Origin of the sequence: Streptomyces sp. NPDC051180 (assembly GCF_040689545.1) — a bacterium.
Lineage (GTDB): Bacteria > Actinomycetota > Actinomycetes > Streptomycetales > Streptomycetaceae > Streptomyces.
In genome coordinates, this window is the sequence record NZ_JBFBBC010000005.1 from 136,222 (window position 1) to 148,483 (window position 12,262).

Below are 12,262 nucleotides of genomic sequence, written 5' to 3' on the forward strand. Positions count from 1 at the left end.
TCCCCACGGCGGGGCGACGCCGGGGGGGACGGGACGGGTGTCCTGCTCAGCCGATCAGGTTGTACGAGGTCGAGCCCGACGGGTACAGCGAGGTGTAGGTGCGGGTGAGGGGCGCCGACGGGTTGCCCGTGCCGACGTAGACGAGCGTGCCGCCGGTGGGGGAGTAGGCGAGGAGGTCGCTGCGGCCGTCACGGTCGGCGTCGCCGGTGCCGACGAGGTGGGTGAAGCCGCCCCAGCCGCCGCCGAGGCGGACGCGGGCGCCGAAGCCGGCGCCGCCGGTGCTGGGGTAGAGCCACAGGACGCCGGCGGTGTCGCGGGCGACGAGGTCGCCGTGGGCGGTGCCGATGAGGTCGCCGGTGGCGACGATCTGGTTGAAGCCGTTCCAGCCGGCGCCGACGCGGGTGCGGCCCGAGTAGGGGGTCTTCCAGTTGCCGGTGCCCTGGTAGAGCCACAGGACGCCGGCGGTGTCGGTGGCGAAGAGGTCGGCCCAGCCGTCGCCGGTGACGTCGCTGCCACCGGTGATCTTGTTGTAGCCCTGCCAGCCCGCGCTGATCTTCGTGCGGGTGGCGAAGGTGCCGTCGCCCTTGCCGAGGTAGCTCCACAGGACGCCGGCGGTGTCGCGGGCGACGAGGTCGCCGGCGCTGCCGCCAGCGACGTTGCCGACGGCCTCGATCTGGTCGTAGGCGTTCCAGCCGGCGCCGAGCAGCTTGTGCTCGGTCTCGTGGATGTAGTCCGAGAACTGGCCCTTGACGAGGTCGTCGCGCCACAGCCGGCCGGCGGAGTCCCGGAGCAGCAGGTCGGGGGTGCCGTTGTCCGTGTAGTCGTGCCCGGCGGGCTTGCGGACCACCTTGAAGGCGCCGGTCTGCCGCACCTCCGGGCCGATGCCGTTGTTCGGCTTGGCGCGGAAGTCCCAGGTGTAGTCGCCGTTGTACGCGGAGAAGCCGGTGAGCGTGCCCTGCCACTTGAACCGGACCGTGCCCGTGTTGGCGACGGTGTCGCCGAGGCCGGAGAAGCTGATCGTCTCCGCCCTGCCGGTGCGGGTGTGCCGCAGGGTGACGGTGCCGGAGGCGTTGCCGCGGGAGAGGCCCCAGGTGAAGGTCGTCGTGCCGCCGTTCTGGTCCGGGTCGACGACGGGCGGGACGTCGTTGCCCGTGAGCTTGAGTGCCGTCGGCGCGTCGGTGCCCGCGACGAGGGTGGCGGCCGGGGTGCCGTCGCCGCCCGGCGCGATCCGGTAGATGCCCTCGCCCTGGGCGAGGGTGCCGCCGCGGACGAGGAGGGAGCCGTCGGAGGCGGTGGAGACGGTGGCCACGTGGTCCAGGAGCTTGACGGTCCTCCCGTCCGTGAGGGAACGCGCGGTCAGCGGGTAGAGCGCCGACGGGGAGTCGGCCGAGCCGCCGAACGGCCGGGCGTAGGTGACCCAGTCGCCGACGACGCCCACGTGCATGCCGGAGCCGCCGTCGAGGTACCCGAGGTCGGTGGAGGTCGACGCGGGCGAGCCGAGGCCGCCGCGCGGGGCGGTGAAGAGGCGGACCCGGTCGGGGTTCGTGTACTCGATCCAGGACCAGTGCGTGGCGGTCGCGTAGGAGGCGGCGATCGGCTTCGTGCCCGCCGGGAGCGTCTCCAGTACCTCGCCGGTGTAGGTGTCCACGGCGGCGGCGTAGTACCGGGCGTCGTCGAGGGTGCCCGTGGAGTACTGGAGGACGGCGATGCCGGGGGCCGTCAGGGCGATCCTGCCGAGCCGCGCGTCGGCCGGGATGCCCTTGCCGTCGGTGCCGGTCCGCACGGGGGTGGTGGTGATGCCCGTCGTGCCGCTGTCCTTGCGGAGCAGGACGACGCTGAGCTGGTCGGTCTCGCTGACCGAGGACGCCACGAGCGACGAGCCGACGGCCGCGCGCACGTAGTACGAGGCGGGCGGCGTGATGCCCGTCCGCATGCCGCTCGGGTGGGCCATGTCGTTGATCCAGTAGACGCTCTCCCCCTGCTTGCGGGAGAAGACGATGTCGGAGCCGCTGCCGATGTAGGAGGTGAGCGGTTCGGCGAGGACCGTGGTGACGCCCGTCGTGTGGTTCGTCCAGCGGTACTCGGAGCCGGTCGGGGTCCCGACCGTGCTGAGGAACCCGGTGGTTCCGGCGCTGACGACCTGCGAGTTCCTCGGGAGGGTGGTCACCGCCTCGGCGGCCTGCGGCGCCTGCGCCTCCCGCACGGCGTTCGGGGCGGCGGTGGCGGCCGGCACCGCGGTGACGGCGACGCCCGCGGTGACGGCGAGGACGGCCGTCACGGCGGCGGCGAGGTGGCGGGGTCTGTGCGAACGAGTCAAGGGGATCGTTTCCTCTGGGATGCGTGACGTGTCGGGGCGCGTGGGGGATGCGGACGGCATCAGGTGACGTGGTCGATGCCCCAGCCGGAGCTGTTGATGACCAGTGCGTCGGTGGGCACGCGGGTCGCGAACGGAGTCCGCCAGCTGCCGGTGCCCGGGTAGACGTACGAGGTGTTCTGCGGGCCGAAGACGTACAGGTCGGCGCGGCCGTCCATGGTGGCGTCGCCGATGCCGACGATCTGGCTGTACTGGTTCCAGCCGCCGCCGATGCGGACCCGGCTGGCGAAGGTGCCGTTGCCGTTGCCGAGGTAGAGCCAGAGGACGCCGGCCTTGTCGCGGGCGACGAGGTCTCCCGCGGGGGCTCCGGCGACGTTGCCGACGGCGGTGATCTGGGGGTAGATGTTCCAGCCGCCGCCGAGGCGGACGCGGTTGGCCAGGGGTGCGGTGGGTTTGCCGGTGCCCTTGTAGAGCCACATGACGCCGGCGGTGTCGGTGGCGAGGACGTCGGCCCGGCCGTCGCCGGTGACGTCGCTGCCGCCCGCGAGCTGGGTGTAGATGTTCCATCCCGCGCCGATGCGGACGCGGTCCGCGAGCGGCTTCCGCTCGTCGCCGGTGCCCTGGTGCAGCCAGAGCACGCCGGCGGCGTCGCGGCCGACGACGTCCGGCGCGGTCGTCCCGGCGACGTCGCCGACCGCCTCGATGAGCTTGTAGCCGTTCCAGCCGCCGCCGATGTACTCGGGGTCCTCGGCGGGTACGACCTTGCTCTTCCACACGTCGTACATGGTGTCCTGGCGGCGCAGGGTGCCCTGGCTGTCGCGGAAGAGCAGGTCGGGGGCCCCGTTGTCGTCGAAGTCGTGCATCCGGGGCTTGCGGGCGATCGTGAAGTCGCCGGACCGCTTCAGGTCCGGGCCGATGCCGTTGGTCGGCTTGGCGGTCAGCTCCCACGTGTAGTCGCCGTTGAACGCCGCCTTGCCCGGATCGCCCTCGCTCCGGGCGAAGTTGCCGCGCCAGAGGAAGGCGAAACTGCCGTAGCCGCTCGACATCTCGTGGTGGTAGCGCTGCCTGCTCCGCTTGTGGATCAGCTCCACCGTGTACGTGAAGTCGCCGTGCGACAGCTTCCAGTTCAGGTACACCCGGTTGTTCTGGGCGTCCAGGTCGACGACGGGGCCGATGCTCGTCGAGAGGAACGTCAGCGCGGTCGACTCGCCGGTGGAGGCGATGAGTTCGGCGGTCGGGACGCCGTCCTCGCCGACGGCGATCCGGTACACGCCCTCGCCCTGGTCGACCGTGCCGCCGCGGGCGAGAAGGGTGCCGTCCGGGCCGGGGGCGACGCCCGACACACGGTCGAGCACCTGTAGCGTGCGGCCGTCGGCGAGCGAGCGGACCGTGAGGGGCAGCAGCGGGTCGCCGGCCCTTCCCCCGCCGGGCGCAGTGGACTTGCCGTAGGCGACCCACTCCCCGAACAGGCCCAGCGTCGAGGCGCCCCCGGCCTGCCCGACGGCGATCGAGGTGTCCGTGCCGGTGGCCCGGTCGGTCACGACCAGGTCCGCGCCCCTCCACACGGCGAGCTTCTCCGGGGAGACGGCCGCGTTCCAGTAGCCGCCGTTCCCGGCGGTCAGGGGCGGGTACGTCCGCGTCACCGCGGCCGACGCCAGGTCGATCACGGCATGGGCGCTCTTGGTGTAGCCGGCGCCGGGCAGCCTGTAGGTGACGAAGGCGGTGCCGTCCGCTCCGCTCGCCGTGGCCACCTGGCCGATGTCGGCCGGGACACCGGTGACCTTGCGGTCGTCGAGGCTGTTCCCGTTCTTCGTGACCAGGTGCAGCTCCTTCGGCGCGTCGTACGTCCCCACCTCCACCAGGAGCGTCGAGCCGTACGCCGCCACGAACCGGTGCGTCGGGCCCAGCTGCTTGAGGTCGATCACGACCGGGGCCGTACCGGCCGGCTTCGCCATGTCGTGCAGCCGGATCACCCGGTAGTCGTGGTCGTCGGCGACCGCCACGACGTCGGACACGAACCCGTTCGGGGACGCGGGCCCCCCGGTGTACGCCTTGGACAGCAGGGTGGACGTGCCGTCCGGCCGGTACCAGACGTAGTCGTAGCCGAACATCCCCTCGCTGTCGTAGTGCTCCGTGGAGCCGAGGAAGCCGTGCGGACCCGAGCCGAGGAGGGACGTCGTGGCCGGCACCGCGGGCACGGGCGCGGGATCCGCCGCCGTCCCGGCGGCGGTCCCCGCCGCGGCCGGTACCGCGGTGGCCGGGACCGAGGTCACCGCGGTACCGGCGGTGACGGCGAGGGCGGTGAGGACCGCGGCGGTGAGGCGTCGTCGTGCTGTGCGGGAGGGAGACAAGGGAATCGATTCCTCTCGGATCGGAACGGTCGGACGCGGGCTGTCAGGTGACGTGGGTGACGTACGGGTCGCCGCTGGTGCTGCCGAAGATCAGCAGGTCGGTGGGCGTCCGGCGCGCGAAGGGCATCGAGGGGCTTCCCGACCCCGCGTAGACGTACGAGGAGTGGTTCGGCCCGTACGCGTAAAGGTCGGCGCGGCCGTCCCCGGTCGCGTCCCCGACGCCGACGAGCCGGCTGTACTCGTTCCAGCCGGCTCCGAGCCGTGCGCGGGTGGTGAAGGTGCCGTTGCCCCGGCCGAGGTAGAGCCAGAGGACGCCGGCCTTGTCACGGGCGACGAAGTCCCCCGCGGGGGCTCCGCCGATGTCGCCGACGGCGGTGATCTGGTTGTAGATGTTCCAGCCGGCACCGACCTTGACGCGGTTGGCGAGGGGTGCGGTGGGTTTGCCGGTGCCCTTGTAGAGCCACATGACGCCGGCGGTGTCGGTGGCGAGGACGTCGGCGCGGCCGTCGCCGGTGACGTCGCTGCCGCCGGTGAGCTGGGTGTAGATGTTCCAGCCGGCGCCTATGCGGACGCGGTCGGCGAGGGGGTTGCGGGTGTCGCCGGTGCCCTGGTGCAGCCAGAGGACGCCGGCGGTGTCCCGGCCGACGACGTCCGGCGCGGTCGTCCCGGCGATGTCGCCGACGGCGGAGATCAGCTTGTAGCCGTTCCAGCCGCCGCCGAAGGACTGGGTTCGCCCGGTGGACTCGACCCGCCGGGACTCGGTGTCGTACCGGGTGTCGATGCCCCCCAGGTAGCCGAGTTCGTCGCGGAAGAGCACGTCGGGAGAGCCGTTGTCGTCGAAGTCGTGCATCTTCGGCTTGCGGACGATCCTGACCTCCCCGGTGGCGTGGACGTCGGGGCCGACGCCGTTGTCCGGCGTGACGGTCAGGTTCCAGGTGTAGTCGCCGTTGTACGGATTCCCGCGCGTGGCGCTCCCGGTGGTGGCGCCGGCGGCCGCGGCGTCCCAGGAGAAGGCCAGCCTGCCGTAGGTGTAGACGTCGTCCCTGCCGGTGTGGACGAACTTCTCGCCGGTCCGCTTGTGGATCATCTCCAGGGTGTAGGAGAACGCGCCGTGGGACAGCGACCACTCCATGCCGAGTTGCCCGTACCGCGCGGCGTCGAGGTCGAGGACGGGGGCGAAGTCCGTCGAGAGGACGGCCAGCGGAGCCGACTCGCCGGTGGCGAAGACGAGTTCGGCGACCGGGGTGCCGTCGGCGCCCGGGGCGATCCGGTAGACGCCCTCGCCCTTCGCGGCGGTCCGGCCCTCGACGAGGAGGGTGCCGTCCGGGGCGCGCACCACCTCGCCCGTCGCGGAATCGAGCAGCCCGACCGTCCGGCCGTCGGCGAGCGAGCGGGCCGTGAACTGTTGGAGGGGGCCGTCCTGGTGCGCGTACGGGCCGGTGCGCGTGCCGTAGGCGACCCAGTCGCCGAGCAGACCGACCAGCGCGGGAGCCGTGGCCCGGCCGACGGGGACCGACGTGTCCGTCCCGGTGGCACGGTCGGTCACGACCAGGTCCGCGCCCCGCCACACCGCGAGCTTCGTCGATGAGGCCGTCGCCCGCCGATAGCCGTCCGTGCCGTACGGCAGGGGATCGTACGTACGCGTCACCGCGCCGGCGGTCAGGTCGACCACGACCACACCGGTCTTGCCGCCCTCGCGGACCGGGTAGTACGAGAGGACGGCCGCGTCGGGCGTCCCTGTCACCCCCCCGACGGCGCTGCCGAACGTCGCCGGGACTCCGGTGACCTTGCGTTCGGAGACCGTGGCGCCGCTCTTGGTGAGGAGACGCAGCTCCTTCGGGCCGTTGGTGGGTCCCACCTCGACGAGGATGCCGAAGCCCGCCGTGGCCAGGTACGTGTACCCGGAACCCCGTGCAGTGAGGTCGAAGACGACGGGGGCCGTGCCGGCGGGCGCGGCCATGTCGCGGAGCTCGATCCGGGTGCTGCCCGAGACGTAGGACTTCTTCGCCACGATGTCGGAGCCGCCGAGGTCGCCCGTCATGGTCTGCTCCCCCTCCACGGACCGTGCGAGGAAGGTCGACGTGCCGTCCGCCCGATACCAGCGGTACACCGTCTCCACCCCTTCGGGGTAGAGGGATCTGCTGGTGGAGCCGAGGAAGCCGCTCCTGCCCCAGCTGACGACGTCCACGTTCGCGCCGAGCACGTACCCCGGCCGCGGGTCCGCCGCCGGGGCGGCGGAGACCGTACCGGTCACGGGCGCCGCACCGGCCGGGGCGGCGGTGAACGCCGCGCCCGCGGTGATCGTGAGGACGGTGACGACGGCGGCGGTGAGCCGGAGCCGGGTCGTGCCTGGGGTCACGGGCATCTCCTTGAAGAGAGATCGGACGGCAGGCACATGTCCGTGCATACCGTCCGATCAGACAATCAGTCAGGAGAAAAGGTTGTACGCCTTGTTCGCTTCGAGTTCGGTCAGCCGGGGGTTGTCGAGCGGCCGGTTCTTGATGTGCGTGCCGAGGTACGCGTAGGCGTGGTGGTTGACCGCGTCGCGGGCGACGAGGTCGGGGATGCCGTCGCGGTTGACGTCGCCGGAGCCGACGATGTCGGAGAAGGAGTTCCAGCCGGCGCTGATCCTGATGCGGGTGCGGAAGCTGCCGCGTCCGTCGCCCTCGTAGAGCCAGAGGACGCCGGCCTTGTCGCGGGCGACGAGGTCGCCGGCGGGGGCGTCGACGCCGTACAGGTCGCCGGTGGCGGTGAGGTGGTCGTAGACGTTCCAGCCGGCGCCGACGCGGGTGCGGCCGGTGTAGGGGGCGTTGGCCTTGCCGGTGCCCTTGTAGAGCCACATGACGCCGGCCTTGTCGGTGGCGACGAGGTCGGGACGGCCGTCGACGTCCAGGTCGCTGCCGGCCGCGATCCGGTCGTAGACCTGCCAGCCGCCGCCGATCCGGGTACGGGTCGTGAAGCTGCCGCGTCCGTCGCCCTGGTAGAGCCAGAGGACGCCGGCCTTGTCGCGGGCGACGAGGTCGCCGACGGTCGAACCGGCGATGTCACCGGCCGCCTCGACGCGGTCGTAGACGTTCCAGCCGGCTCCCACCCGCGAGCGCTGCGAGGTGATCTCGTGGGTGTACGGGCTGTCGAAGGTGCTGTCCCGCCACAGGACGCCGCCGGTGTCCCGCGACAGGAGGTCGGGGGAGCCGTTGTCGTCGAAGTCGTGCGGGTTGGCCTTGCGGACGACGGTGAAGGTGCCCTGGTCCGTGATCGGCGTGCCGATGCCGTTGAGCGGCCTGGAGGTGATCTCCCAGGTGTACGCGCCGTTGTACGCGCTGAGGTCGGGGACGGGCCCGGCCTCGCTGAACAGGTCGCCGCGCCAGTCGAGGTGGGCGACGAGGTCGGTTCCGATCTGCGGCCGGGAGACGGTGATGCTCTTGCCGGTCCGGACGTGGCGCAGGGTCACCCGGTAGTCCGCGTTGCCGCGGTTCAGGTGCCACTTGAAGGTGACGTTGCCGCGGTACCTGTCGAGTTCGACCGTGGCCGGCACGTCCGCCGGCTTCGTGAACACGAGCCCGGTCGGCTTGCCGGTCGAGGCGACGAGCGTGGCGACGGGCGTGCCGTCCTGGCCGGGGGTGATCCGGTAGAGCCCCTCGCCGCCGTCGATCCGGCCGCCGCGGACCAACTGGCCGCCGTCGGCCGTGGCGACGGCCGAGGTGACGTGGTCCAGGAGCGGGACCGCGGCGCCGCCCGTGAGGCTGTGGGCGGTGAGGGCGTGCAGCGGGTCGGGCGCGGTGCTGTCGAGGCCGCCGCGCTGCGAGACGGTCAGCCGGTCGCCGACGAGACCGATCTCGATCGCGCCGAGCATCCAGGTCTCGCCCAGCGGCACGATCGTGTCGGTCGCGCTCCCGCCGCGGGCGCGGACGACCACGCGGGCCGTGTGGGCGTTCGTGTCGTACTCGACCCAGGCGATGCTGGTCGCGGAGACGGCGACGTCGCCGTAGGTGGCGGACGCGGGGGTCTCGTACGTCTCCGTCACCGCGCCGGTGGCGAGGTCGAGCACCGCGCGGTGGCGCGCGCCCGCGGCGGTGACGTAGGTGACCAGGGCGTGCTCGGCGGTGCCGGGGTGCACCCTGGCGTACTGCAGGCCGGTGGGCAGGCCGGTGACGGTGACGGGGCTCTTGCCCTGGACGTGCTGGACGAGGGAGAGGCCGGCCTCGCGCTTCACGGTGGTGAAGAGGGCGCTGCCGGCGGCCCCGCCGTAGGCCACGGTGACGCTGCCCTCGCCGCCGGGGCCGTCGAGGGTGCCCAGCCAGACGCTGTGGAGCGTGCCGTTCGTCCCCATGTCGCGCAGCGACACCTTGTCGGACTCGACGGAGACGACCAGGTCGCCGCTGCCGGTGCCCGTCGTGGCGGGGACCCCGGGCATGACGGTCGGCGCGCCGCCGTCGTACGGCGTCCAGCGGTACTCGGGGACCGTCTTGTCGTAGCTGAGGAAGCCGGTCGTGCCCGAGGCGATGATCACGGCGGCGCCGCCGGGGAAGGCGACCGCGGCCTGCTGTGTCGTGCCGGTCGTGCTCGCCCCGGCGGCCGGGAGCACCGCGGCCGAGGCCGCGGGGACGGTGAGCGCGCCCGCGCCGAGCGTCACGGCGAGGACGGTGGCGACGGACGCGCCGAGACGCCGCTGGGTGGAGCGTACGGAGAGCAAGTGTTTCCCCCTGTGAGTAGCGGGCGGTTCGCACACGCGTGCGTGCCCCCGCCCGATGAGACTCGTGGTGTGCGCCGGTGGTTGTACGGCCGTGTGGCCGGATTCGGTCCGTCGTCCCATCGGCCGGCGCGGGCGCCCCGGCCGGTGGGACGCGGGCGATCAGGACCAGTGGTCGTACGTGGCGCCCTCGGCGCGGTACGCCGTGCTCACGCGCCCCTTGAACGGGGCCTGCCACCTGCCCGTGCCGGAGTAGAGGTAGACCTGGCCGCCGACCGGGCTGTACGCGACCAGGTCGTTGCGGCTGTCGCGGTCGGCGTCGCCGACGGCGACCAGCTGGGTGTACTCGTTCCAGCCGGAGCCGATCCGGACACGCGGCGCGAACGTGCCGTCGCCCTTGCCGAGGTGGAGCCAGAGGACACCGGCCCGGTCGCGGGCGACGAGGTCGCCCGCGGCGGCTCCGGCGACGTTCCCGACGGCCGCGATCTCGTTGTAGACGCCCCAGCCGGTGCCGGCGCTCCTGCGCGTGGCGGCGAACGGCGCGGTGTCCCTGCCGGTGCCCTGGTGGACCCAGAGGACGCCGGCCGCGTTGACGCCGAGGAGGTCGGGCCGGCCGTCGCCGGTGACGTCGCTGCCCCCCGCGAGGAGGCCGTACGTGTTCCACCCCGTGCCGACCCGGATCCGGTTCGCCAACCGGCCGTCGCCGGTGCCCTTGTGCAGCCACAGGACCCCGGTCCTGTCCCGCGCGACGACGTCGCCCACCGCGGAGCCGCCGAGGTTCCCGGCCGCCTCGATCCGGTCGTACACGCCCCAGCCGGTACCCACCTTCAGCGGGCCGCCGAGCCCCTGACGGCTCCACAGCGTCCCGCTCGCGTCCCGCGCGAGGAGGTCGGCGGAACCGTTGTCGTCGAAGTCGTGCGGCTTGGTCTTCCGCGTGATCCGGAACGTGCCGGACTTCTTCAGGACGTAGCCTCCCTCTCCTGTGACGTCCACCGTCCACGTGTAGTCACCGTTGGGCAGCGCGTCCCGGCGCGGATCCTGCAGGTCGATCTCGGCCGGCATGAGGCCGTCCAGCCCGGCGAACACCATTCTCGACATGCCGGTCTTCACATGCCGCACCTCGGCCCAGCCGTCGAAGTTCGCGCTGAACTTCCACGCGATGGTGTGATCGCCCGGCCGGTCGAGGTCGGCGACGGCCGGCACGGTGTGCCCGAGCAACCGGAGCGGCGGGATCGGTGCCAGGGGAGCGACAAGGGTGACGGCCGGGGTTCCGTCGGTGCCCAACGCGAGTCGGTAGAGCCCCTCGACACCCTGGTCGGTGCCCCGGAGGAGCTGGAAGCCGCTCGGGTCGCTGACGACCGAGGTGGCCTCGTAGAGGAATCTGAGGGTGCGGCCGTCGGTCAGGTGGTGGGCGATGGCGTTGCCGTGGTCGATCGCCGAGGCCGTCGTGTAGGTCACCCAGTCGCCCATCAGACCGACGTGACTCGGCGTGCCGGTCCGGTTGGCGGCGATGCGCTTCCGCGCACCCGTGGCCCGCGTGATCACGACCACGTCGCCGCCCTCGGACCAGGCGACGACCTCGTCCGAGACGGCGGCGTTGCCCGAGATGTCCGCCGGTACCTCGTAGGTCTCGACGACTCCTCCGGCGGCCAGGTCGACGAGCCCCCGGTACCGCTTCGGCGTGCCGTCCACCGTCGCCGAGTAGGTGACCACACCGTACGACGCGTTGCCGGCCTGGACGGAGACGTCCGAGGCGCCGGCCGGTACTCCTGTCACCGCGCGGCTGGTCGTCGTGGCGCCGGACCTGGTGTGCATCAGGAAGGCGCGGGTCTGGGTGTACGTGAAGAGCGAGGTGCCGGCGGCTCCCACGAACGTCCCGATCGGCCCCTGGATCTGGCTGTTGATGTGGAGCACCGTGGTGCCCCTGGCCACGTCGAAGATCCGGGACTCGAACGCCCCGTCCGTCGCCATGAGGTCGGGCGCCCCGGTGGCCTGCCAGTCGTGGGAGAAGCCGCGTTGGGCCGTGACGCCGTCGTATCCGGTCCACAGTCCGTCGCTGGAGAGGAACCCCGTCGTGCCCGAGAAGGCGATCTCGGCCCTCCTCGGGAAGGTCAGGGCCGCCGAAGTCGCCTGCGCGGCGCCGCTCGGCGGCGCGACGGCGGCCGGCGCCGCGAACGCCGGCGCCCCGACGGTTCCGGCGGCCAGCGTGACGGCCAGGGTGACGGTGACGGCCGCGGCGAGGCGGCGGCGGGATGCGGCGGTGCTCGACAAGATGAAACGTTCCTCCCCCGGAGAGGGTGCGGCGTGCGGTCGGCGGCGCCCTCGGCAAGCACACAGGGGAATCCCCACGTGTCGTACCGTCAGACACGTGGGGACCCCGGATGGTTGCCCTATGTTTGCGCGTTCAACAGACCCCGTGCGTACGCCGCCTGGCCCGCGTGCTGGAGGTCGTCCGCGATCACCGAGACGAGCCGGACGCCGAGGGTCACCGGCGGGTCCCAGGACGCGTCCACGATCCGGTCCAGATCGGCGTCGGTCAGCCCGCCGACCAGGTCGACGGTCCGGGCGTGCACGGCGTCGTGGTAGCCCAGCAGGAGGTCTCCCGGGGCGCGGACCCTCCCCACCTGGGCACGGGTCTGGCCGTAGCCGGTGGCGTGCTCGGGGAAGGGCAGGGCGAAGCGGTCCGCCCAGCCGTCCGAGGTCCACAGCTGGGCGGTGCCGAAGGCGTCCGCGAGATGGTCGTCCTGGACGCGGGTGAGGTGCCAGACGAGCCAGGCGACCGGGTTGGCGTCCGGCGTGACCCGTGCGGCGAGCTCCGCGTCGTCCAGGCCCTCCACGGCCTCGTGGACGACCTCCCTGATCCGGCCGAACGAGTCGACCAGCAGACCGGCGCTGTTCATGGGGGCT

The 12,262-nt window shown here is 72.6% G+C and carries 6 protein-coding genes; all 6 read right to left on the minus strand.

Annotation, left to right across the window (positions count from 1 at the left end; genetic code table 11):
• Window positions 1-46 precede the first annotated feature (46 nt).
• A complete protein-coding gene (locus AB0424_RS11915) occupies window positions 47-2,317 on the minus strand; it encodes a VCBS repeat-containing protein (RefSeq protein ID WP_366304375.1) in 2,271 nt (756 codons plus the stop codon).
• A gap of 59 nt (window positions 2,318-2,376) precedes the next feature.
• Window positions 2,377-4,665 (minus strand): VCBS repeat-containing protein, encoded by a 2,289-nt coding sequence (locus tag AB0424_RS11920; RefSeq protein ID WP_366304376.1) that lies wholly within the window; start codon window positions 4,663-4,665, stop codon window positions 2,377-2,379.
• 43 nt (window positions 4,666-4,708) lie between these two features.
• Window positions 4,709-7,024: a VCBS repeat-containing protein gene (locus AB0424_RS11925; protein WP_366304378.1), complete on the minus strand. Its 2,316-nt coding sequence runs from the start codon at window positions 7,022-7,024 to the stop codon at window positions 4,709-4,711.
• Between the two features lie 69 nt (window positions 7,025-7,093).
• Window positions 7,094-9,358, minus strand: a complete 2,265-nt coding sequence (locus AB0424_RS11930; protein WP_366304380.1) for an FG-GAP-like repeat-containing protein — start codon at window positions 9,356-9,358, stop codon at window positions 7,094-7,096.
• A 159-nt stretch (window positions 9,359-9,517) separates the two neighbouring features.
• On the minus strand, window positions 9,518-11,626 hold the full coding sequence (locus AB0424_RS11935; RefSeq protein ID WP_366304382.1) for a VCBS repeat-containing protein: 2,109 nt from the start codon (window positions 11,624-11,626) through the stop codon (window positions 9,518-9,520).
• Between the two features lie 119 nt (window positions 11,627-11,745).
• The gene (locus AB0424_RS11940; protein WP_366304384.1) at window positions 11,746-12,255 is read right to left on the minus strand and encodes a DUF664 domain-containing protein; all 510 of its coding nucleotides are present in this window, start codon (window positions 12,253-12,255) and stop codon (window positions 11,746-11,748) included.
• Between the last annotated feature and the right edge of the window lie 7 nt (window positions 12,256-12,262).

Excerpts from the sequence above, each read along its gene's own strand:
- AB0424_RS11940 (WP_366304384.1), bottom strand. The coding sequence starts at position 12,255 with ATGAACAGCGCCGGTCTGCTGGTCGACTCGTTCGGCCGGATCAGGGAG.